22 protein-coding genes are annotated in these 22,389 nt (G+C 45.2%); 7 read left to right on the top strand and 15 right to left on the bottom strand.

The genetic code is table 11. The annotated features are described in order from the left end of the window. Positions 1-62: 62 nt before the first annotated feature. Positions 63-821 (top strand): DUF2161 domain-containing phosphodiesterase, encoded by a 759-nt coding sequence (locus ACUC6J_RS07490; protein ID WP_447249992.1) that lies wholly within the window; start codon positions 63-65, stop codon positions 819-821. Between the two features lie 19 nt (positions 822-840). On the opposite strand, the gene ACUC6J_RS07485 is transcribed toward ACUC6J_RS07490, so the two are convergent. After that, positions 841-2,094 (bottom strand): aminotransferase-like domain-containing protein, encoded by a 1,254-nt coding sequence (locus ACUC6J_RS07485; protein ID WP_016820497.1) that lies wholly within the window; start codon positions 2,092-2,094, stop codon positions 841-843. 49 nt (positions 2,095-2,143) lie between these two features. Then, positions 2,144-2,800, bottom strand: coding sequence for a response regulator transcription factor (locus ACUC6J_RS07480; protein ID WP_016820498.1), 657 nt, complete (start codon positions 2,798-2,800; stop codon positions 2,144-2,146). A gap of 271 nt (positions 2,801-3,071) precedes the next feature. Here ACUC6J_RS07480 and ACUC6J_RS07475 point away from each other — a divergent pair, with 271 nt between their 5' ends. Both ACUC6J_RS07475 and ACUC6J_RS07470 read left to right on the top strand, forming a co-directional pair. Beyond that, a complete protein-coding gene (locus tag ACUC6J_RS07475; RefSeq protein ID WP_016820499.1) occupies positions 3,072-3,479 on the top strand; it encodes a hypothetical protein in 408 nt (135 codons plus the stop codon). Further along, positions 3,476-4,543, top strand: a complete 1,068-nt coding sequence (locus ACUC6J_RS07470) for a phosphodiester glycosidase family protein (RefSeq protein WP_016820500.1) — start codon at positions 3,476-3,478, stop codon at positions 4,541-4,543. Before ACUC6J_RS07475 ends, ACUC6J_RS07470 begins: the two co-directional genes overlap by 4 nt. A gap of 104 nt (positions 4,544-4,647) precedes the next feature. Here the strand turns inward: ACUC6J_RS07470 and ACUC6J_RS07465 are convergent, their stop codons facing one another. The 12 genes from ACUC6J_RS07465 to ACUC6J_RS07410 form a co-directional block, all read right to left on the bottom strand. After that, complete coding sequence (locus ACUC6J_RS07465) at positions 4,648-4,896, bottom strand: AbrB/MazE/SpoVT family DNA-binding domain-containing protein (protein ID WP_014599574.1); 249 nt, start codon at positions 4,894-4,896, stop codon at positions 4,648-4,650. A gap of 376 nt (positions 4,897-5,272) precedes the next feature. Continuing rightward, a complete protein-coding gene (gene trmL / locus ACUC6J_RS07460) occupies positions 5,273-5,737 on the bottom strand; it encodes a tRNA (uridine(34)/cytosine(34)/5-carboxymethylaminomethyluridine(34)-2'-O)-methyltransferase TrmL (RefSeq protein WP_017426659.1) in 465 nt (154 codons plus the stop codon). A gap of 245 nt (positions 5,738-5,982) precedes the next feature. After that, positions 5,983-7,074 (bottom strand): 3-phosphoserine/phosphohydroxythreonine transaminase, encoded by a 1,092-nt coding sequence (serC, locus tag ACUC6J_RS07455; RefSeq protein ID WP_117290174.1) that lies wholly within the window; start codon positions 7,072-7,074, stop codon positions 5,983-5,985. Positions 7,075-7,342: 268 nt separating this feature from the next. Further along, the gene (gene glnA / locus ACUC6J_RS07450) at positions 7,343-8,767 is read right to left on the bottom strand and encodes a type I glutamate--ammonia ligase (protein WP_016820503.1); all 1,425 of its coding nucleotides are present in this window, start codon (positions 8,765-8,767) and stop codon (positions 7,343-7,345) included. 272 nt (positions 8,768-9,039) lie between these two features. Continuing rightward, complete coding sequence (gene aroF, locus ACUC6J_RS07445; RefSeq protein WP_017426658.1) at positions 9,040-10,077, bottom strand: 3-deoxy-7-phosphoheptulonate synthase; 1,038 nt, start codon at positions 10,075-10,077, stop codon at positions 9,040-9,042. 266 nt (positions 10,078-10,343) lie between these two features. Further along, complete coding sequence (locus tag ACUC6J_RS07440) at positions 10,344-11,300, bottom strand: 4-hydroxy-3-methylbut-2-enyl diphosphate reductase (RefSeq protein ID WP_117290173.1); 957 nt, start codon at positions 11,298-11,300, stop codon at positions 10,344-10,346. A 111-nt stretch (positions 11,301-11,411) separates the two neighbouring features. Continuing rightward, a complete protein-coding gene (locus ACUC6J_RS07435) occupies positions 11,412-12,890 on the bottom strand; it encodes a sensor histidine kinase (protein ID WP_016820506.1) in 1,479 nt (492 codons plus the stop codon). Between the two features lies 1 nt (position 12,891). Continuing rightward, positions 12,892-13,581, bottom strand: a complete 690-nt coding sequence (locus ACUC6J_RS07430; protein WP_016820507.1) for a response regulator transcription factor — start codon at positions 13,579-13,581, stop codon at positions 12,892-12,894. A 150-nt stretch (positions 13,582-13,731) separates the two neighbouring features. Further along, complete coding sequence (locus ACUC6J_RS07425; RefSeq protein ID WP_017426655.1) at positions 13,732-15,315, bottom strand: S1C family serine protease; 1,584 nt, start codon at positions 15,313-15,315, stop codon at positions 13,732-13,734. 195 nt (positions 15,316-15,510) lie between these two features. Further along, positions 15,511-15,819 (bottom strand): hypothetical protein, encoded by a 309-nt coding sequence (locus tag ACUC6J_RS07420; RefSeq protein ID WP_016820509.1) that lies wholly within the window; start codon positions 15,817-15,819, stop codon positions 15,511-15,513. 84 nt (positions 15,820-15,903) lie between these two features. Next, entirely contained in the window at positions 15,904-16,479 is a 576-nt protein-coding gene (locus ACUC6J_RS07415) for a 3D domain-containing protein (protein ID WP_016820510.1), read from the bottom strand. Between the two features lie 61 nt (positions 16,480-16,540). After that, positions 16,541-17,422, bottom strand: coding sequence for a putative sporulation protein YtxC (locus tag ACUC6J_RS07410; RefSeq protein WP_016820511.1), 882 nt, complete (start codon positions 17,420-17,422; stop codon positions 16,541-16,543). Positions 17,423-17,660: 238 nt separating this feature from the next. On the opposite strand from ACUC6J_RS07410, the gene ACUC6J_RS07405 reads away from it, so the two are divergent. From ACUC6J_RS07405 to ACUC6J_RS07390, 4 genes are all read left to right on the top strand, one after another. Continuing rightward, positions 17,661-18,056: a hypothetical protein gene (locus tag ACUC6J_RS07405; RefSeq protein WP_290409018.1), complete on the top strand. Its 396-nt coding sequence runs from the start codon at positions 17,661-17,663 to the stop codon at positions 18,054-18,056. Positions 18,057-18,252: 196 nt separating this feature from the next. Next, entirely contained in the window at positions 18,253-18,747 is a 495-nt protein-coding gene (locus ACUC6J_RS07400) for a cation:proton antiporter regulatory subunit (RefSeq protein ID WP_017426654.1), read from the top strand. A 4-nt stretch (positions 18,748-18,751) separates the two neighbouring features. Next, positions 18,752-19,978, top strand: a complete 1,227-nt coding sequence (locus ACUC6J_RS07395) for a cation:proton antiporter (protein WP_017426653.1) — start codon at positions 18,752-18,754, stop codon at positions 19,976-19,978. Between the two features lie 84 nt (positions 19,979-20,062). Further along, positions 20,063-20,926 (top strand): YitT family protein, encoded by an 864-nt coding sequence (locus ACUC6J_RS07390; protein WP_017426652.1) that lies wholly within the window; start codon positions 20,063-20,065, stop codon positions 20,924-20,926. 148 nt (positions 20,927-21,074) lie between these two features. On the opposite strand, the gene mqnC is transcribed toward ACUC6J_RS07390, so the two are convergent. Continuing rightward, on the bottom strand, positions 21,075-22,208 hold the full coding sequence (mqnC, locus tag ACUC6J_RS07385; protein ID WP_016820516.1) for a cyclic dehypoxanthinyl futalosine synthase: 1,134 nt from the start codon (positions 22,206-22,208) through the stop codon (positions 21,075-21,077). Positions 22,209-22,389 lie beyond the last annotated feature (181 nt).

Here is a 22,389-nt window from a genome sequence, read left to right as displayed (position 1 = left end):
GACCTGACGCATTATGGTACAATATAAGCTCGGAATAATGGGATAAAGGAGCGGGAGAATCCATGGCGGTTCGGCATGAGACGGAGCTGTACGCTCCGGTCAAAGCCTTTTTTGAAAATTTGGGATATGAAGTCAAAGGAGAAGTGCGCAACTGCGATTTGATGGGGATCAAGCCAGGGCAGCAAGCGCCTCTAATTGTGGAGATAAAAAAGACGTTTAACCTGGCGCTGGTACTGCAAGGCATGCAGCGCTTGAAGCTAAGCAGCAATGTATATGTGGCTGTAGAACGGAATCGTGCCAAAAAAGGGGCGGTGAATCAACGCTGGAGTGAGCTGGTCGGACTGTGCCGCCAGTTGGGGCTTGGCTTGCTCACCGTCACGCATTTTAAAACAAAGCCTCCGCTCGTTGAGGTGCTGTGTAAGCCCGTGGCATCTAGTGATGATGTTCACAAAACGACCACCGTTCGCCGCGGCTCGCGCAAGGAAAAGCTGCTGCGGGAATTTCACGCACGCAGCGGTGACCACAATGTCGGCGGGAGCACCCGGCGCAAGCTGGTCACCGCCTACCGGGAAAAAGCGCTGCGCGTAGCCGCTGCTTTACAGGGTTTGGGGGAAGCCGCCCCGGCGCAGCTCGCCCGCACAGCAGCCGTCAGCGACGCTGCTGCCGTACTCCAGCGCAACTACTACGGTTGGTTTGAACGTGTAGCCCGCGGGCGTTATCGGCTGACTCCGTTCGGTGAAGCCGCTCTGAGCGAGTATGCAGAAGTACTGCAGCAACAGGGCATTGAAGCGGCGTCTGGAATGACGGCAGAGGATGACTGACCCCGGATAGTGATTATTACTAGCTTCGCGCTGTGAATTCACCGATCGTCTCACCGATTAAATTCATGCCCATAAGCAGTTGTTCTCGACCCGGGTGGCTAAAGTTAAGGCGAATATGGGCCGCACCTTCATCGCCAACCGCACACAACGCACCTGGCATAAAGGCTACGCCCTTGGGTAGCGCCGCTTTGAGCAGCAAGGCGCTGTCCAGCCCAGCGGGCAATTTCACCCACACATACATCCCACCAGATGGAATATGATACGTCACGTCTTTCCAAAACGGACGCTTCAGCAGCTCTAAGAGTAATTGGAGCCGAGTTGAATATTCCTTGTTCAACATTGCCAAGTGCTCATGCCATTGAAAACGCGAATTGGTCAGCAATTGGAACAGCAGCCGTTGGTTCATCGTACTGGATTGCACGTCAGCCAGCTGCTTCAAGGCGTACATCCCTTCGATCAGCGGCGCAGGACCAGCCGCCCAGCCAGTTCGCAGTGCAGGGGCAACTGTTTTATTAAATGAACCGATATATAGCACTTGACCTCCCTGACCCGCATGATCCAGTGCGAATAGTGAGGGGTAAGCCTCTGCAAACTTTCGGCTCTGGGCATGTGGACTCTTATCATGGGTTTCGTGTTTTTGCTTAAAATGCAATTCACCGTAAGAATCGTCCTCAACGACCAACACCTCATGACGCCTACAGAGGTCCAAAATTTCCTGCCGTCTAGCCGCGCTCCATAAGGCGCCTGTCGGATTCGTAAACGTTGGCGTAGCAAAAAAAAGCTTGGGGCGATAACGGATCATTAAAGCTTCAAGCTTATCGGGAATAACGCCCTCCCCATCCGATTCTACAGGAACGACCTGCGCCCCTTGCATAGATAGTACCTGTAAACACCCAGGGGATGTCGGGTTCTCGACCAATACCGGATCACGTTCATCCACCATCAGCCTTACGATCAAGTCAATGGCCTGCTGGCTGCCTGTGGTGAGAAGAATTTGACCTGGCGGTACTCTTACTCCTTTACGCTGCTCCCACTCTCCCGCAAGCCATGCCCGCAACGGAAAATAGCCCTCCGGTTCACCATACTGGAGGGCGTCAGGGCCGGAGCCAAACACATCATGAGCTGCTTCTTCCAACAGTTTCACCGGAAACAGCTCTTGTGCAGGCAATTCTTCAGCCAAAGATATAAAGGAATGTCTTCTCGCATTTTCCCGGATATGACGCACTGGAGAAGCCAACATCGCAGCCGTTCGTGAAGCAAAGGAATATTGCATGAACATCCTCCTTCTCCTGAAAAATAGTCATGATCTCCGGGCTGACGCGTCAAGCATATAACTGCTTCATCTGACGCGCATATAAGGCATAACGTTCAATCGCCTGCGCCCGGCTGGACACACCTAATTTCGCATAAATTTTACGTAAATAATTATCAATGGAGCGCCGGCTAACTTCGATCTCAATAGCAATTTTGTCATATGTAATTCCTTGTACAATACGTTCCATAATAAAAACTTCGGTTTGCGTCAATTCGTCAAAAGGCTCAGAAGCCATTAACGGCATAAATGGCCAGTTTCCACAACGAATCCAATCCATTGGTAATGAAGCAAATCCTTCGCGCAAACCGTTGATCAGGTGAATTAACTGGCTCGGTGATGCCTGCTTGGATAGCATTCCATTTGCGCCAAGCGAGATTAACTGCTGGAACAACGTAATATTGTCCTCATCCGTCATAATAACAATATGGCTGTCCGGAGACAAGACCCGCATTTGTGTCAAAAACGGTTCCGCCGTTCCTTCAGGCAACCTATAGTCCATTAAAATAATTTCCGGGCGAATGGAGCAAACCAGCTCCAGGCCTTCTGTGCCGGAGGAAGACATCCCTCTAACAAGCAAATCCTGCTGGTCTTCCAAAATAAGCTTTGTTCCCAGCATACTTGTAGGATGGATATCTATGATGACCACCTGCCATACTTTTCTCATATCTAAACCTCCTGATTTACAAAAAAATACATATTTAGCGAAAGTAATCACAAAACTAGAGAGTGCTTATGTAGAAATTGCGTAAATGTGAACGTATAGGAAGCGAAAACGATTTAAGGAAATTGTATCCTAGGACTTCCTTCCGATGCAATCTCTTTTTCCAATATTTTTATATGACTATTTCGCTTTTGCGAAATAAATAGGCCCATGATAGAATTGGTACTGCAAATAAAGACTGGAAATTTGAATTTACACGGGAGTTGAAAATCACATGCAAGCTTCACCTGAACGTCCTCCTGCCGAAGCCCGGCGGAGCAATTCAAGAAAGGGGTTGCCCGTAAAGACTTTTCTGCTATTTTGGTTTCTTCTTATTATACTAGGTGCTCTCGCAACCTATCTGTATAGCAATCACTTAAAGCAGCAAATGCTAAACGAAATGCAAACCCATACAGACCAACAGATTCAAGTACTCAAATCCGACTATGAAAAGCAACTGACTGCACTTTCCAAGGAAGTTAGCGGATTACAGGGCAAGGTTCAGTCCTTCAACGAACTACTGACCTTTACAAAGGATAATGCCAATAATAAGACCGATAATAGCAATAAACTGTATACCCAATTAAATGAAGTCAAGCAGCAGCTCAATACACTTCAGAAAAAAATGGACTTGCTAAAATGAATGTAGATGCAAAGCTAGTAAACCGGTTCTTTATGTTGGCCCTTGCTCCTTTTATCGGTTTGTTAGGGTGTATTTTGTTAGTGCATCCCCCTTTGAGCTTTCCTGAATCTACATCTCCAAGTCTGCAAAAAGCCGAAATTACTTTACAAACGCAATCAGTAGGCAAGCAGCTTGATGAAGCCAAGCAAACAGCAACGTATACCTTATCTACGATTCGCCGGACGTCTGAGCTCTACAAACAAACGACCCAAACGATGAATCAGCTTGTCGTGACTGCCTCTGCGCAGTCCAAGCGACCCGCGGTTATCTATAATCGGCGCATCACTGCCAAACTGGGGGTTCCCTACTACCAGGTAGATAGCAACCGGATTACCATTGAATTGTTTAAAGTAAACCCGGGAATTTATCACGGATACGCTATGAAAGTCAAACTTAAAGATCCTACGGCAATGAAAATGTCTTTGGGAAATGACAAATTGGGTGGCTCAGAAACGACCATGCGTGCAGTCTTGAGACACGGAGCCATTGCAGGCATCAACGCAGGCGGCTTTGCCGATGGAGATGGCAAACGCTATCCATTAAGCACTACTGTCTTGAACGGCCGCTACCTTACTGGCTTTCAGTCGAGTTTTAAGGACTTGTCATTCGTCGGATTGAGTAACGATGGCAAGCTTATTGGGGGCAAATTTTACAATCAAAGTGCTCTTGACAGCTTGAAACCTGCCTTTGGAGCTACCTTTGTTCCCGTTCTGTTGCAAAGGGGACAAAAAGTGCCTATTCCTGACAAATGGAAAGTCTCTCCCAAGCGGGCTCCACGTACGGTCATTGGCAACTATAAAGATGATCAGTTGCTCATTATTGTCGTAGACGGCTACAATGAAAGCGGGGGTTCAGGTGCAACGCTCGAAGAACTCCAAGGGAAGATGTTCAATCTGGGTGTTCAAGATGCTTATAATTTGGACGGCGGCGGTTCATCGTCCCTTATACTAAACGGCCGAATCGTAAACAAACCGTCAGATGGTAATTTGCGTCCAGTCCCTACTCATTTTTTGTTCTATAAATAGTTAGGTGTAGTGTAGTTTACCATCCAATTAAATATATGCTGTTCAGGCATAGCTCTATCCGAAAAAAAGCATCACGAACGAATGTCGTGATGCTTTTGCCTCATTTAGGAGGAGTACTGTGTCATTTCTGTCAGGCATTGAGCACAAATATAACGTTCTTTGAAATCGTTCACTTGTTCTATTGAGCCGCAGAATACACATTTTGGACGATAACGCTCCAAAATAATATGGTCGCCCTGAACCAAAATTTCGACAGGATCTCCCTCATTCATTTGATATCTTTTACGCAATGACTTAGGCAGAACTATTCTCCCCAACTGATCAACTTTACGTACCACACCGGCAGGTTTCATCGTGATCGTACACCTCTCCTATTGAGTATTAGCTTGCAATTTTCTTTCCAGGCGAAAAACTAGGTACAAAGACACTATTCTTTATGTAGTATTCGCTGTCTTTTTGTCGAATCCTGCTGATCACAGGAAATTTTATTACATTTTTTCATAAAATCATGAACCATATCAAAGTATGGTACAGAATGTCTATAATATTTTTATCGACCGGAAAGCCAATTATCATTAGCCTTCACAGAGAATTTCCGCAAATTTATGACCATATATCCTTTATTTAAGCTCTACTGTCATGTACTTTCGAGCAATAATAGTGCAACTTTTATCAGCAACTAAGGTCCTGGTTCTTTATTCGCATTTATACTTGATCGATTGATGTTCTTTACGATAAACCTGGAAAATCCAATTGTCTCAGCGCTTCATATACGATAATCGCAGCGGAATTCGACAAGTTTAGAGATCTTACTTTATCTGACATAGGCATCTTGATACATGTATCAGGATTAGCAGCTAACAGTTCAGGAGGCAAACCTTTCGTTTCTTTACCAAACACCAAAAAGTCTCCATCCTGAAATTCAATATCACTATACTGCTGTTTTGCCTTTGTCGTCGCATAAAAAAAGCGACCTTCTTGATATTTCTCTTGTACTTCAGCAAAAGAATCGTGATACTCAATGTGAACAGCATACCAATAATCAAGCCCAGCCCGTTTTAACGTAGCATCATCGGTACGGAAGCCCAGGGGCTTAACCAGATGCAGATGAGTTCCGGTTGCAGCACACGTTCTGGCAATATTCCCTGTGTTAGCTGGAATTTCCGGCTCGACAAGCACAATATGTAATGGCATCAGTTTTTCGTTCCTTTCATTATTAAATTCATTAGACAAATAACCTAAAGTCTAACTAAAATGTGTATACTGAAAACATACACTTTCTTCATTTTAACAAAATCAGAGGGATATAGACATCAAACGACAAAAAAATATCAATTTCCCTACACCACTAAAAGCCTTCCCCTATACACATTCAGGGAAGGCTTTATTTTTACTTTTTCGATATCAAATATCGTGTATCGAAATATATGTCTGTATAATCAACTGTTACGTTGCTTAAATCCATCCATAAACTCGGCTAATGCTTGACAGTTCTCCAGTGGAACCGCATTGTAGATTGAGGCGCGAAGCCCTCCAACACTGCGATGCCCCTTCAATCCGATGAAACCCGCATGTTCGGATTCTTTAATAAATTGTTTTTCCAGATCCTCATTCGCAAGGCGGAAGGTTACGTTCATAATAGAACGATCAGCGCTGTCCACACAACCACGATAGAAGCCTTCGCTTCTGTCAATACGGTCGTATAGCAGATCAGCTTTCTGCTGATTCACACGCTCGATGCCTTCTAAACCGCCTTCCTCCTGGATCCATTTGAGCACTTCATTCACCATGTATATGGCAAAGGATGGGGGAGTATTGTAGAGAGAGTTATTCTTTTCATAAGTACTGTAACGCAGCATCGTAGGAATATTGCCTGGTGAGGAAGCCAGTAGCTCTTCACGGGCAACCACGACCGTTACACCAGAAGGTCCCAGATTTTTTTGCGCACCAGCATAAATCAATCCAAATTGAGTAACATCAAAAGGCTTGCAAAAAATATCACTGGACATGTCCACAATCAGCGGTACGGAACCCGTATCCGGGAATTGCTTAAATTGTGTACCTTCAATCGTCTCATTGGACGTCATATGCACATATGCAGTATTCTCAGGCAAGTCCAAGGAATCCACATTCGGAAGACGCATGAATTTCTCATCAGCGGAGGAGGCGGCAATGTGAGCCTTGCCCAATAGCTTAGCTTCTTTATATGCCTTGTCCGACCAGCTGCCTGTCATTACATAGCTTCCGATCTGTCCTTCGCCTAAGAAATTTAAAGGCAGCATGGCAAACTGCGTGCTTGCGCCCCCTTGCAAGAACAACACCTTGTAGCCTTGTGGATTGCCCAGCAGAGATAGCAGACGTTCCTGCGCTTCATTATGGACAGATTCATACACGGCTCCACGGTGAGACATTTCCATGATGGACATCCCTGTCCCCTGGAAATCTACGAATTCAGCTTGTACACGTTCCAGTACTTTGAGCGGCAATGCCGCTGGTCCTGCATTAAAATTGTAGGCTCTCTTACTCAACAATTTCCCATCCCTTCTCTACTCTGGTGTGGATATTATCGCTATGATAGCAGTATTCATAAATGCGTTCAATACTTGTATAAAAATGTTTCCGATTTCCTTTATGATGTGACAAAGCTGTGAATGTTAATATATTTAACATCTTCATTTTGTAGTATTTATCATAATGGTAAAAGGTCTCCGGCATAAGACCGGAGACCTATCTTGAACAACAACTATTCCCCGCAGGCTAATGAGTGTTATTCAAATCTGCTATGCTATCAATGTAGTATTAGCAGTCAAAATACAAGCTGTATTCATGTGGATGAACACGGATGTTCACTGATTTAGCTTCAGAACGTTTGAACTCTACATAGTTATCGATAAAGTCCTTCGTAAATACGCCGCCTTCAGTCAGGAATTCGTAATCGGCTTCCAGAGCGTCCAGAGCTTCATCTAGTGTACCAGGTACACTGCGGATTTTGCCTTTTTCAGCGTCAGACAGCTCATAGATGTTAGTGTCGAGTGGACCATAGCCCAATTCGACTGGGTTCAGTTTGCGCTTGATGCCATCCAGACCCGCCATCAGCATTGCTGAGAAAGCAAGGTATGGGTTAGCTGTGGAGTCTGGTGTACGGAACTCGATTCGACAGCCTTTAGGCGTTACAGCCGCTACTGGAATACGTACAGCCGCAGAACGGTTACCTTTGGAGAATACCAGGTTAACCGGCGCTTCGTAGCCAGGAACGAGACGTTTGAACGAGTTGGTGCTTGGGTTGGTCAAAGCGATCAACGCAGGTGCATGGTACAGAATACCGCCAATGTAATGAAGAGCCATTTCGCTCAGATTAGCATAACCACCTTTTTCGTAGAACAAAGGAGTGTCGCCATCGAAAATAGATTGGTGAACGTGCATACCGCTTCCGTTGTCCCCGAAAATCGGTTTCGGCATGAATGTTGCCACTTTACCATATTGACGCGCTGTGTTGTGTACAATGTATTTATAAACGAGCAGGTTGTCTGCTGTTTTCTTGAGTGTATCAAAACGGAAGTTGATTTCCGCTTGGCCTGCCGTAGCCACCTCATGGTGATGGCGCTCAATTCTCAGACCTGCTTCTTCAAGCAAACGGCACATTTCACTACGAATGTCTTGCTGGGTGTCTACTGGTGCTACCGGTACATAGCCGCCCTTCACACCCACTTTAAAGGCCAGGTTGCCGCCTTCTTCCTTACGGTTCGTGTTCCAAGCTGCTTCCTCGGAATCTACGAAGAAGGAGGAGCTGTTCATGCCACTTTCGTAGCGAACATCATCAAAGATGAAAAATTCAGATTCAGGTGCAAAGAATGCCGCTGTACCCACTCCTGCGGATTGCAGAAATTCCTCAGCTTTTTTGGCAATACCACGAGGATCACGGTCATATTTTTCGCCGTCTGGCGTAGCAATATCACACAGGATATTCAGTGTAGGATGCTGAGTGAAAGGGTCGATAAAAACCGCTTCTGGATCGGGCAGCATAACCATGTCGGATTCCTCAATGCCACGATAGCCGGGAATGGAAGAACCGTCGAAAGCAACACCGTTAACAAATGTTTCTTCATCTACTTCGGAAGCTGGCAATGAAATATGGTGAGCACGACCAGACAAATCTACAAAACGAAAATCTACCCACTCAATATTATTTTCCTGAATTGTTTTCAATACGTTTTCAACGGACATGTCTTCTTCCTCCCAATTTTTCCGAACATTAAGTCTTATACAACCCTGAAATGTTCATGATCGAATGTTTTTTTCTGTCGTCATTATAAATCTCAAACATGACACGGGTCAATAGCTATGTAAGGTATTTTTTAAACTAATGTTAGATATGCTTACGCCCTTGATAACATTTGAACAATACAAAAAGCCCGAAACATCGGGCTTTTAGGTGATTTTACTCTTATTTACTGCATTGCGGCAAAACTTTTATGCATTAATGTTAATAATTAGTTTTAAGATACAGCACTAGGTGTGTGGAATGTTTTTCCAATTGCAGGAGCCAACAATTCCAAGTCTTTTAGTAAATCTGCAAATTGATCCGGGAATAGGGACTGTACACCATCACCCGTCATCGAGTTGTCAGGGTCTGTATGCATTTCAATAATTAAACCATCCGCTCCCGCCGCTACCGAAGCCTTCGTCATAGGAACAACCAGTTCACGTCTACCTGTGCCATGGCTAGGATCGGAAATGACCGGCAAATGGCTCAACTGCTGCAAAACAGGGATCGCGGACAAGTCGAGCGTATTTCTAGTGTAGGTTTCGAATGTACGGATACCGCGCTCACATAACATAACGTTCGGGTTGCCGCCTGCCAAGATGTACTCGGCAGCATTCAAAAACTCATCATAAGTTGAGCTGAAACCGCGCTTGAGCAATACTGGCTTGCCGCAAGTACCCAGCTTGCGCAGCAAATCAAAGTTTTGCATATTACGTGTACCTACTTGCAGAATATCGGCATATTCCGCGCAGATGTCTACGTACTCAGGTGTCATGACCTCTGTGATGGTCAAGAGATCGTGCTTCTGCCCCGCCTCAGCCATCATGATTAAACCTTCTACACCCGTTCCTTGGAAGCTGTATGGCCCTGTACGCGGCTTAAAAGCACCTCCACGAAGGACTTGCGCGCCTGCAGCTTTGACCAATCCGGCAATTTCATCGATCTGTGCAGCAGACTCAACAGCACATGGTCCCCCCATAACGACAAGCTCGCCGCCGCCGATATTTACACCTTTGATGGAGATCACCGTATTTTCCGGATGAAAATCACGGCTGGCCAATTTGTAGGACTTCGAAATTTTAACTACATTTTCTACACCCTTCATTTGGCGTAGATGTTCTGCCAGCTTCGGCTCTACGCTACCAATCAGTCCGATAATCGTACGATCCGATCCTCGGGATACATGAGCCTGCAATCCTTCTTTTTCAATCACTTCAACAATAGCTTGAATATGTTCTTCAGGTGTTTGAACACCAGCGATAACGATCATTTTTTTCTTCCTCTCTATAAACCATATTTTATTATCCACATAGAATAATGTTATGACACTTAGACGCTTGTTCGCTTTTAAGCTTTTATTCGTTAAAGCAACTATACCTGTTTTAACTTGCCTCGTCAAGGCTTAATTATCCCGAATAGTTCTATTTTTTGACTTAGTGAAGCTGATCTAATTGAATAATATCGGTACTTAAACAATTTGAAAAAAGCCGCTACCCGGATGTTTGTATCCGAATAACGGCTGTAATCAATGACATACTATTTCGTCGTTTTTGACTTTTCTCGTACAGGAGGCAGCAGTTTTTTCATATCAATGGTTCTCCGAATCTCCCATGTTTCCGGGTTATCCGCATCATACTGTTCCAAATACGTAATGACCTCTTTGGTAATCAGTGTAGGTGTTGAAGCCCCGGAGGTCACAGCTACTTTGGCTACGCCCTTAAGCCACTCCCTCTTCAGCTCGGTTATATCAGAAATACGATAAGCCGTAGTACCAGCTATTTCCTCTGACACCTGAGCCAATCGGTTGGAATTGTTGCTTCGCGGGTCACCGACCACGATTACCAGATCCGCCTGTCCTGCCTGCTCAGCTACCGCTTCCTGACGTACCTGCGTCGCCAAACAGATTTCATTGTGTATCTCGGCACCTGGGTATTTTTCCAGCAGCTTCTTCATAATGTGCTTGATGTCCCATTGACTCATGGTCGTCTGATTCGTAATCAGGATTTTGTCTGCTGACAGTGTAAGACTGTCAATCTCTTCTTCCTTTTCAATCAGATGAACATGGTCAGGAGCAATACCGATAGCTCCCTCTGGCTCTGGATGATTCTTTTTGCCAATATAAATAATCTGGTAGCCTTCGGCAGACTTCTCCCGAATCAGATCATGTGTCTTCGTGACGTCAGGGCAGGTTGCGTCAACCGTAGTCAATCCTTTATCTCGTGCCAGCTTGCGAACCTCTGGTGATACGCCATGAGCAGTGAAAATGACAGTACCACTCTCTACCTGGCTTAAAATCTCCATGCGGTTCGGTCCGTCCAATGTAATGATCCCTTCGTCTTCGAAGGAATTGGTGACATGACTGTTATGAACAATCATGCCTAGTATATAAATAGGCCGGGGTAAGTCCAAATTTCTGGCTGCCTGACGAGCCAATACCATGGCATCGACTACGCCGTAGCAGTAACCCCGGGGCGAAATTCTGAGTACCTCCAAAAATAGCCCCCACTTTCTTCGACACAGTATACAGCCCCAATAACTGGACAGCTGTGGGCTTTTATGCCTCTACCGGCCAATTCTATGATGTAGTTCCCCTCCTATTATAGCCTATTCCAAAGGCGCGGAAAAGCTGACTGGAAGCCAAATGACAAAGGTCGTTCCTTCTCCTTGGCGCGTAACCACTTCCACAGACCCCTGATGTTCATCAATAATCCACTTGGCAATAGATAATCCCAAGCCAATTCCCTCTGTCACGCCGCGTGACTCATCTGCCCGGTAAAACCGGTCAAAAATAAAGGGAACCTCACTTTTGTCCATACCAATACCTGTATCACTGATCCGTAGCCCCACCTGTCCCTGATAAACAATCGCATCAAATCGGACTGTGCCTTCAGGTGTATATTTAAAAGCATTATCAATGAATATGAATAGCATTTGCTGCAAATAATCTTTGCTTCCGTCCATATAAATACCATTCAACAACGAAAAGTCGCCCACATTCCATTCGGCCGTTCGCTCCAAAAACTGAGCACGACGAGCAACCTCGTTTACGAGCGGCTCCAGCGCAACAGGCATTTTATCGAATGTTTTCCCCGTGTCCGCTCTTGCGAGTGACAACATATCGCTCACCAAGCGACTCATTCGCTTGCCTTCATCCGCCATGTCATTCAGCGCCTCCATGGAAAGCTCGCGAATCATGGCTTCATCCATATTCGGTCGCTCGTCCGGTTCGGTAGTCCACATTTTGAGCAGAAAATCAACGTTGCCACGAATCGTCGTCAAGGGTGTGCGCAGTTCATGGGAAGCATCGGCCACAAACCGGCGCTGCGCACCATATGCATCTTCAAGTTCCTTGTAGAACACTTCTGTACGCCCCAGCATGTTGTTAACCGTCCCGATCAATTGTCCAATTTCATCTGGCGGACCGTCATATTCAATCCGAACACTCAAATCATTACTGGATTGAATTTGATTGGCCCCCTCAATGACCTTAACCAGCGGCTTCATAGATTTACGAGCCAGGAAGAGACCAGAGGTCGCAGCAGCGAGTAAGGCAAATAGTGAACCGTACACAAGCACATTTTGTAACCTGTTCATAAGTCGGTCCTGAGAGCCCGTGAATTGCCCTACCTGTAGCAGCCCGACCACCAAGCCCAACTCCTCGGATTTGATCGGCTGTTGAATAATCATAAAGGAATCACCATTTACGTTCACACGCCGAATCCCCTCATTTTGAACTGCTCCTGCCGCTGTAGACGGAACAGGGAAGGTGATACTGAGGTCTTTCATATTTTGGGTCGTTTTGGTTACACCGGACGTATAATTGTAAATTTGAACATAGAGCTGTGAGTCATCTATTCCACGCCCCTGCTCCAATCCCAAATCCAGATTAGGGACCTCAAACAATCCCCCTTTTATAATAAGGCGTAATTGCTTGTTAATTTGTGGCGCCTGAGTCATAAGCTGACTTTTCACTTCATTATATGTGTAGTAATATACTAGTCCGTAAATAGCCAGACCAAAAATGACAAGCACTATAGCCAAGATGCTCGAATACCAAGCTGTCAGCCGCCACCGAATAGACATATTACACATCACCTCTTAAAATATAGCCAGCTCCCCGAATGGTACGAATAAGCCGTTTGCCACCATCCTGCTCCGTTTTTTGTCGCAACATGGCAATATATACTTCCAGCACATTCGATTCTCCGCTATAGTCATAGCCCCAAATTTTATCCATAATCAGATCACGCGACAGAACGCGTTTTGGGTTTTGCATGAACAGATGGAGTAGTTCAAATTCTTTGGCCGTCAGTTCCAAGCGTTTGCCACCACGAACTACTTCACGTGATTCGTTATCCAGTTGTAAATCCTCGAAGGTAAGCCGATTCCCATTATTGTCCTGCTGTTCAGTTTTACGCCGCAAAAGCGCTCGTACGCGTGCCAGCAGCTCCTCCAGAGCAAACGGCTTTACGAGATAATCATCAGCCCCCAGGTCCAGACCCTTCACCCGGTTCTCCACCTCATCCTTAGCTGTAAGCATCAGGACAGGTACCGTGCTTCCTCCCTCCCGCATACGACGGCAAACCTCAAAACCATCGACCTGCGGCATCATTACATCGAGCACGACCAAATCAGGCTCAGCTGTTAGCATTTTATTTAATCCCTCTGCTCCATTGGCGGCTGTCAGCACTTCATATCCTTCAAAAGCCAGCCCTCTACGCAGCATGGATACAATTTTTTCATCATCATCAATGATCAGAATAGTAGAACGCATACACGATCAAACTCCTTTATCTCTTCTTCTTTTCCCTCTATTGTAGCAGGAGTAAACGCGTGTAGCATCTTGCCACCCCATGCAGCAAGAAACGGAAGGGTCGTTTTCCTTCCGTTTCTTACGTTCGTGTTCAATTCTAGAGTTATTCTCTTACTGCTGAAGAGTCGAGCTAAAGTCATTTTTGTTGCCTATTTTCAGCTGAATATCTTTTTTCTGCCCGGCTCGTTCGATGTTAAGCGTAAGTGCTGTACCCACTTTTTGTTTTTGAATGAATTGAATTAACTCCTGTGATGTGCTATAAGGCGTGCCATTAGCTCCGATAATTACATCATAAGGACGTAGATCGGCCTGATAAGCTGGTGATTTGTATATAATATCCCGAACAACCGAGCCTTCGGTCAGAGATGTACCCAATTCCTTGGCTACTTCAGGGCTCAAGTTCAACAGACTTGCACCAATGAAAGGTACAGGTTCTTTTGGAATAGGCTGGTTATTTTTCAGCTTATCGACGACTTCCAAAATCGTATTGGACGGAATTGCAAACCCGATCCCCTGTGCATCTGCACTAACAGCTACGTTCATACCGATAACCTGCCCTTGCAGATTTAACAACGGTCCGCCAGAGTTACCAGGATTAATGGAGGCATCCGTCTGAATGAGATGCTTGTATTGCGTCGGTTTTCCAGTTGACTCACTATTAATGGTGATGGTACGTTCTTTCGCGCTTAGCACACCGGCTGTTACCGAATGCTCAAAGCCTTCTGGGTTACCGATTGCAACCATCCACTCGCCGACTTTAGCGTTATCGGAGTCTCCCAAGGTTACGGTTGGGAAGTTATTTTTGCCTTCAATTTTAAGAACTGCCAAATCTAGATCTGCATTTTTGCCCAAGACTTTGGCTTCGTAAGGCTTGTTGGTTCCCTCTACTGTAACCTGTACCACACTCGCGCCTTCCACAACATGGTTGTTAGTCAGGACGTAACCCGATTTATCAAAAATAAAACCGGAACCAATACCCAGCGGAGTCAGCTGTCCACTGTTGCTGCCTTCATTTTCATTACTATTGCCGCTGCTGCCACTATCCCCATACTGGTTACCGAAAAAGTATTGATACAGCGGGTCATTGTAATAAGGGCTGCTTTGTCTGCCGCTTCCAGCACTAGATTGCTTGGCAAGTGTTTCAATTTTGACGACCGCCGGGCCAGCCTTGGCTACAACAGATTGAACATCAGCCGTACCTGAAGGCATAACAGCCGGAACTGCGCTTGGAGACGAGTTAGTGGTTCCCGAATTCGTCGTTTCTCCGCTTTCAGCTGCCGCCGAAGTCAACGCTGTCTCCGGTGTGAACATATTGGTTCGGTCAGCTGTATACATCAATACCGTAATGACCAGCATTCCGGCTAAAAAAGATAACAAAATCGTTTTTACCTGGGATTTGGGCTTATTCGGTTTAAATTGCCAGTTGCCGCTATTCCGACCAGAACCATCCTGTTGCTCAGGCATAGCACGTTGATAAGAGGAAGGAAGCGGTCTCACTGCCTGCGGTGGCGTAATCTCAACGTTCTCCACCGACTGCCCTTCTCTGCGTTGTCCGTCCGACTGCACTGAGGAGAAAGGGCCATAGGAATAGTAATATGAGGAACCATTTGAATCGTTTGGCCGAGTTGTTTTATCGTTATCAACCTGATCATTGTCGTTCCGGCGCCCGGAATTATTATTTTTAAATTCGTCCATTGTATATCTCCTCCCAAACCCTATGCTTCAAGGTGGTGTTGTTTAGCTGACTTTATTTTGCACTTTAAACCTTAATTCCACCTTAAAAAAAATTAAAAAGGAGATAAAACCTCAGACCTATTGTATCTAGCCACTTTTACTCAACGCGAAATGCCCCGGAATTCAATCCGGAGCATTTCGCGTTGAGTATGCTTTTTATTTTGTGTTAAAGTTCTCGTCGAACTTTTCGTTCGGTGTTTGTGCATTGCTTTGAATTTTGCTGCGACTAGAGTTTTGAACTTTTTGCGCTACTGCACTTGTACCGCCTTGATCTGTTGCAAATTCTTCATCATACTTCTCATTTGGTGTTTGGAAGTTGTCTTGAATTTTATTTTGTTCAGACTGCTTCACCTTTTGAGAAACAACGCCTACCGTATCGTCTTGTGCAAATTCCGCTTTGAACTGATTTCCTGTGTTTGCTTTGAAGCCTTTGTTCATGAAAGAACTACCGCCTTGATTTGGCATATTCCTCGACCTCCCAGTATGGTTTGCGGGATAAGCTCATCCCGAAACATAGTATGTGAAGTCAGGAAAAACAATATTCAAGGATTATATGGAAGCATCCAGTGTCTCGGGCGGAATGGTCTTATGCGTTTCTATCGCCTTTTGCAGCGATTTTATCATTTTTTCGGTACACTTGCCGTTTCCTTTTTTTATGATTTGAACATCCACATCTTTCTTGCCCCATTCAGAATACACCTGCCGGATTGTTTTAAAATACAAGTCAATTTTATTGCCCTTAATCGCTGAACCTGTATCTGCTACAATCCCGTAACCGTAACCTGGAATGTACAATATGCTGCCCAAAGGAAACATCTTCGGATCAGCCGCAATCGTGGACAGTGTATTTTTGTCACGACGCACTTTTACACCGGAATACGTAATACCGTAACCGGGATGATTCGGCCGTTTGCCAGTGGATTCATACCCTGCTGTATAACCTGTTGCCGTGACCGTCATGGTCGTAATAACCTGCTCTTCGCGTGGAGCTATAACAGGTGCGGATTGCCATTTCTTATGCTGGACCGGTTCTTTGTGACCGTAAACCTCATTGCCGGATAATACCAGACAGATTGCGATTAACATGGTTCCCAAAACCCGTTTCCATACCAACATGGATCTCATAAAAAACCTCCCCTTGAGGCAAAGGCTTTCCAGAAATCCATGAGTTTATACGGACTATTAATTATTTTTGAACATCCTGCCCCGGATAAAGTCTGCTCAGCTTCACTTTGTCTTCAAAAATATGCAGAAGCGTCCGCACAATAGGGGTGTGCTCATCGTCTGTGTGCAATATAATGGAAGCAGGAGATATCGAAATAAGAGTGCTGACGATTCGATCCTCTACCTCCATCTCCAGTTCAATACCGGGCATTTCCACAATAATATCATCTGCATCAGGAGTCGGTATGGGCACCATGGCACTATCGAGAATGATAAAATCATGCCCGCCTTGGTGAAGTACATGCACGAGTGGAACTTTGCTCTCCTGAAAAAACACAAAATATTTAAGCAGCCCCATAAATTCTTCGTATTGCCGATCTGCCCAGAATTCTTCCATCGCATAGTCAACAATTTCTTCAAGCTCTTTTTTGTACGCATGCAGTCTGAATTGAATAAGCCCTTCCAAATTGATTACACGAAGCTCCTTAAAGTCCTTTTCCAAGAGGGTGGTCAGCTTACCATGGCGCTTTAAACGTCCTCGGGGACCATCATCATTTAACAGTGAGCGAATCATGCTACGAATTTGTTCAACGTCCTCTTTCTCCAGCAACGAGCAGGCTTTGTTGAGAATATGATCGAGAATCCCCCACTCCCTGACTTCGATAATATAATCCGCTATTGCCGAAGACATGATGCTGTATACACAGGGAAGAAAGCTTTCAAACGCTGAATTGCTTTCAGTGCCCTTGCAGGTCCATGCCACTTTGTTGTCCAGCTGTCTGAAAGTGAATCGAAATCCGCGCCGTGACATATGTAGTCCCTTGGTTCTACTTTTGACCACTTCGTAAAAACGGTCGGTTTCTTGATCTCCGTCTGTATTGGTCCACACTGTAAACAGTTCCATTGGCTCACTCCTTTCGATCACTGCTTTCAGTATATGGCGGCCTCTGAAGGGTTATACGAAGTGAACGACTGGAAACAAAAAGACATATGCAAAAGAGGTGATCTGGTTTCAAAGAGACGTTAAGCGTGTTATAAACAATTACCGTGTTTAGGTAAAAACTGAAAGACGTTTGAATATTTAGGGTGGGGTATGTTAAGGTTATAGTGATATGAATTTTTCACAAGAGGGAGGGGATAAGATGTCAACGATGCTGAACATGCTGCGCACATTCATGATCGTCATATTGAGCCTCGTTCAGATTTTGTCCCTTCCTGTGACGTTTCACGCGGAAGATACCACTCAATCCCTTCAGTTTACTTCGGGATCTGCACTTATGCTTCATGCTGATGTTACTTCGTTAGAAACGGATTCTCACGGTCTGGAACATCATTCCAAACCAGCGGTGCGCAAATCCTCCCCATTACTGCATCTGGTAATCGCTGCGGCTAAATCACTTCCCTTTGTCATTCTGATAGCGCTTGTGCTGATAATGAGCATTCCTAAGCTACGTCTGCCTTTTATTCCTGTCATCTGTAAGCTAAAGAAGCAATTGTTTTTGTTCCCCATCAAATTTACCTCTAGTTATGTGGCTTAACCTCCTTTTAGCATGCATATCACCATATTTGCATGTCTCTTTGCTAACTTTTCCTATTCATCTACTGCGTAAAATTTAATTTTCCATTTTTATCTAAAATTTAATGCAATCTATTTTTTCATATCACTTCCAAAGTATGTGATTTATTTCCCATATCATTCACTTAAATAAACGTATTATACAGGAGGCATTATAAATGGATATTCGAGAGTCTATTTTGCCAGGAATCGGAATTAAGTATCGAATTGATGCGGAGAGTGGCGACCGAATTGTCATTATTATTCATGATGATGGCAGACGTGAGCTATATCACTTTGATTACGAGGATCTGGAACAAAGCATTTCTATGACGACCCTGAATGATCAGGAAGCACGATTAGTAGCCTCCATCATCGGTGGTATGACTTATAAGCCCAAGCAGCTCGAAAGTGTAGAGATGACATTTGACGATTTTATTATCGAATGGTACAGAGTGGAATCCCACTATGCAAGTGTAGGCAAATCCATTGGGGAGCTCGATGTAAGGCAAAATTCGGGTGCCACGGTTATTGCCATTGTGGAGAAAAAGGGAAAAAAATATGTAAATCCTGGCCCTGAAGTGATTATTAGCGATGATGCCACTGTAGTTGTTGTTGGAGAACGTGACCAGCAGAAACGCTTTAAACAAATCCTTATGAACGGAAGCGGGTGATTGGATGGATCATCTGGTATTTGAGGTTGGATTGGCTATTGCTCTAATCGCTGCAGCGGGGCTGATATCCTCCAAACTGCGCTTCTCGGTCATCCCTTTTTATATTCTGATCGGAATGGCAGTTGGACCTCATGCGATGGAGCTATGGCATTTTGATTTTCGGTTTATCGAAAGCGCCCCGTTTATTGATTTTATGGGGAGAATCGGAGTGCTGTTTCTTCTCTTCTACCTAGGGCTGGAGTTCTCAGTAGGTCGGTTGATTAAATCAGGTCGTTCCATTGCTGTGGGCGGTACCATTTATATTGGCATCAATTTTACACTGGGGCTGGCTCTCGGCTTCCTGAGCGGCTTTCCTGTAGCCGAGACACTAGTTATTGCCGGAATTACGACAATATCATCCAGTGCGATTGCAGCCAAGGTGCTAGTCGATCTCAAGCGTACCGCTAATGCTGAAACAGAAATGATTTTAGGTATTATTATGTTTGAGGATGTTTTCCTCGCCGTCTACATCTCCATCCTCTCCGGATTGGTTCTTAGCGACTCTTCCTCGCTCGGGGGTGTACTGCTATCGGCACTCATCGCACTTGGCTTTATGCTTGCAGTTATTATTATCGGTCGAAAGGCCGTCCCTCTGCTAAATCGGATTCTCCGTATCCGCTCCAATGAGGTATTCGGACTCGTTGTTTTTGGCTCACTGTTTCTGGTGGCTGGTTTTTCAGAAACGATCCATGTAGCAGAAGCTATTGGAGCCCTGTTGGTCGGTCTGGTACTGGCCGAAACGGAACACGCCAAACGGATTGAGCATTTAATTGTTCCTTTCCGCGATTTCTTTGGTGCCCTGTTCTTCTTCAGTTTCGGACTGTCCATTGATCCGCTGTCCCTAGGAGGTAACGCCATATGGCTTGCGCTGGCAGCAGTCCTTCTCACACTATTTGGTAACATTTGGGCGGGTATGCTGGCTGGGCGTACAGCGTCCCTATCTCCCAAAGCATCCGCAAATATCGGTTTGACTATTGTGGCGCGAGGCGAATTTTCGATCATCATGGCCAATTTGGGTAAAGAAGGCGGTTTGCTTGATATTGTTCAACCTTTTGCAGCCATCTATGTACTCATATTGGCCATTCTTGGACCGCTTCTGACAAAGCAGTCAAAGCCTATCTTTAATATGCTAAACAAAATATTCAAATTTAAGGACCCTCGCTTACGAAAGGAAGAAAGCAAATCGGCGTAACTGTAAAAGCTGGATACGACAATCCATAGGAGGGAAGGCTATGCCGCACGCTGTAAAACATGCCGAAACTTTATGAGGCGGCTTGTGAAGCCCGCTTCAGGAGATGCGAGCAGGTTCCCTGTCTTTTATACGGTAATTGGCGGAATTACGGCATCCGTCGGTCTGGAATTGTTTTTACATCCGCATGATATGATCGCTGGAGGCGTTACGGGAATCTCCAGACTCATGTCGCTTTATACACAGGAGCATTTTGGGTTACTGCTATTCGTTTTGAACTTGCCACTAATGCTGCTGTATTCTTTGTCTACTCACAAACCCATGCTGCTTCGCGCACTCCCCGGCTTGTTTGCCTTTTCAGGCTCAGCCATCATTCTCTCGCCTTTTCCGGCAGTGAGCGGCCATCCGGTCGTATGCGCTTTGGGAGGCGGAATCTGTATTGGACTTGGCGCAGCGCTGACAGCTCGTCACGGGGGGTTGCTTGATTCATTAGGACTCAGCGAATCTGACGATGGCCGTCCATCCACTTTGTTGCTAATTCATCGGAAAATTCCGTTAATACAGATCGTAATGTTGTGTAATGGCCTGCTGCTCATTACGGCTGGTTTTGTGTTAGGCTGGGAGCCAGCCCTCTATTCCGCCTTATCCTGTCTCGCTGCCTATGAAACGACTCGGCTGATGTTTACTGGTCTGAGACGCATGGTCTGTGTTGTCAGCAAAAAACAGCCAACTGTCGAAGATGCCATATATCGCAGGTTGCGTTTACACAGCACACCTATTGAAGGTTCTGCCGCCCAGATAAAGGGCAAGATTAAAAGCGAATCAGATAAAAAAGAACAAATGGTCATCATTTACAGTGTTCATCTTTTGGATTTGCAGCGCTTTAAGGCGGCCATCCAAATGGCAGACCCACAGGCTGAGATCATGTATATGAAGCGATGGGAAACGTAGCAAATCCCAAATATATTAACCATAATAGAAAAATGATTAAAGATATTGTAGTATCCACTCTTCCGCACAAAAACGCTTATCTTCACTATCCTTGTACATAGGATAGTGAAAGATAAGCGTTTTGTAATGTACTATATATTAGCTGATATTAATTTTGCATAATAAAGTCATGCTCAATACTGCTGGCACTGTCAAAAGTACGAATAATATCATAACGGGTATTGCGCTGTGCCGGAATGTGACCCGTCTCACGGATCAACTGTAAAATGGATTCGATGTTAACCTTATACGTTGCGCCTGCAGCGGAAACTACATTTTCCTCAATCATGGTGCTGCCAAAATCATCACAACCGTAGTACAGTGATTTTTTACCGATTTCCGGTCCCATCGTTACCCATGAAGACTGGATATGCTTGATGTTATCCAAAACAAGACGACTGATCGCTACAGTCTTCAAATATTCCTCTGGCGTCTGGCGTTCTTTCTTCAAATTAGTGTTGTCTGGTTGGAAGGTCCAAGGAATAAAGGCCAGAAATCCTTCAGAATTATATTTGTTTTCAATGCATTCGTCCTGAGCATCACGGACACGCAGCAAATGCAGCGCACGCTCCTCCATCAGCTCGCCAAATCCGATTACCATGGTAGCCGTTGTGTTCATCCCAACCTTGTGAGCTGTTTGCATGACATCCATCCAATCACGCCAGGAGCCTTTGAGACGGCTAATTTTGCGGCGTGTACGGTCATCCAAAATTTCTCCGCCTCCACCCGGCAGCGAATCCAATCCAGCTTCATGAATGGCTCGGATCGTTTCCTCCATGGATAGGCCGGATTTTTCCTTCATTTTGTGAATTTCAGCTGGTGAGAAGGAGTGCATTGTAATATCTGGAAAACGTTCCTTAATAGCTTTCAGCAAATCGGTATAATAGCTGAACGGCAGGTTTGGATTTACACCGCCTTGCATTAAGATTTCGGTGCCACCTACATCCTGCGTTTCCTTAATTTTTTGGAAAATCACCTCATCCGGCAAAACATAACCTTCATCGGAACCCGGTCTGCGGTAAAAAGCGCAAAAGCGGCAGTATACGTCACACACGTTCGTATAGTTAATATTTCGTCCGATGACGAAGGTTTTTATGGGATCGGGATGCATGCGATTCATGACTTTATTCGCCGCATGACCTATTTTTTCAACCTCGTCTGATTCGAACAAAGCAACGGTATCCTCTAAATTCAGGCGTTCGCCGCGCAGGGCTTTATCTAAAATATGGTCGATTACACTCATGGTGTATCCTCCTTCGCTGTCACAGGGCGACGAAATGAAAGACAGGACTTATGAACGAGAATGCTTTCACAAACCTGCGTTCGAACCCTGCCGTAATGTATGTTCATGACTAGCCTTGTATGTTGTCTGTGCTATTTAGCATAGTAAAACCTAATGATAATACTAACATATCTTTTGGTAA

It is taken from the genome of Paenibacillus sp. JJ1683 (assembly GCF_053006485.1).
Note: the sequence above shows the minus strand (reverse complement) of the source record. Positions and strands in the feature narration are given on the sequence as shown.

Excerpts from the sequence above, each read along its gene's own strand:
- ACUC6J_RS07490 (WP_447249992.1), top strand. The coding sequence starts at position 63 with ATGGCGGTTCGGCATGAGACGGAGCTGTACGCTCCGGTCAAAGCCTTT.
- ACUC6J_RS07485 (WP_016820497.1), bottom strand. The coding sequence starts at position 2,094 with ATGCAATATTCCTTTGCTTCACGAACGGCTGCGATGTTGGCTTCTCCA.
- ACUC6J_RS07480 (WP_016820498.1), bottom strand. The coding sequence starts at position 2,800 with ATGAGAAAAGTATGGCAGGTGGTCATCATAGATATCCATCCTACAAGT.
- ACUC6J_RS07475 (WP_016820499.1), top strand. The coding sequence starts at position 3,072 with ATGCAAGCTTCACCTGAACGTCCTCCTGCCGAAGCCCGGCGGAGCAAT.
- ACUC6J_RS07470 (WP_016820500.1), top strand. The coding sequence starts at position 3,476 with ATGAATGTAGATGCAAAGCTAGTAAACCGGTTCTTTATGTTGGCCCTT.
- ACUC6J_RS07465 (WP_014599574.1), bottom strand. The coding sequence starts at position 4,896 with ATGAAACCTGCCGGTGTGGTACGTAAAGTTGATCAGTTGGGGAGAATA.
- trmL (WP_017426659.1), bottom strand. The coding sequence starts at position 5,737 with ATGCCATTACATATTGTGCTTGTCGAGCCGGAAATTCCAGCTAACACA.
- glnA (WP_016820503.1), bottom strand. The coding sequence starts at position 8,767 with ATGTCCGTTGAAAACGTATTGAAAACAATTCAGGAAAATAATATTGAG.
- aroF (WP_017426658.1), bottom strand. The coding sequence starts at position 10,077 with ATGATCGTTATCGCTGGTGTTCAAACACCTGAAGAACATATTCAAGCT.
- ACUC6J_RS07435 (WP_016820506.1), bottom strand. The coding sequence starts at position 12,890 with ATGTCTATTCGGTGGCGGCTGACAGCTTGGTATTCGAGCATCTTGGCT.
- ACUC6J_RS07430 (WP_016820507.1), bottom strand. The coding sequence starts at position 13,581 with ATGCGTTCTACTATTCTGATCATTGATGATGATGAAAAAATTGTATCC.
- ACUC6J_RS07425 (WP_017426655.1), bottom strand. The coding sequence starts at position 15,315 with ATGGACGAATTTAAAAATAATAATTCCGGGCGCCGGAACGACAATGAT.
- ACUC6J_RS07420 (WP_016820509.1), bottom strand. The coding sequence starts at position 15,819 with ATGCCAAATCAAGGCGGTAGTTCTTTCATGAACAAAGGCTTCAAAGCA.
- ACUC6J_RS07415 (WP_016820510.1), bottom strand. The coding sequence starts at position 16,479 with ATGAGATCCATGTTGGTATGGAAACGGGTTTTGGGAACCATGTTAATC.
- ACUC6J_RS07410 (WP_016820511.1), bottom strand. The coding sequence starts at position 17,422 with ATGGAACTGTTTACAGTGTGGACCAATACAGACGGAGATCAAGAAACC.
- ACUC6J_RS07405 (WP_290409018.1), top strand. The coding sequence starts at position 17,661 with ATGTCAACGATGCTGAACATGCTGCGCACATTCATGATCGTCATATTG.
- ACUC6J_RS07400 (WP_017426654.1), top strand. The coding sequence starts at position 18,253 with ATGGATATTCGAGAGTCTATTTTGCCAGGAATCGGAATTAAGTATCGA.
- ACUC6J_RS07395 (WP_017426653.1), top strand. The coding sequence starts at position 18,752 with ATGGATCATCTGGTATTTGAGGTTGGATTGGCTATTGCTCTAATCGCT.
- mqnC (WP_016820516.1), bottom strand. The coding sequence starts at position 22,208 with ATGAGTGTAATCGACCATATTTTAGATAAAGCCCTGCGCGGCGAACGC.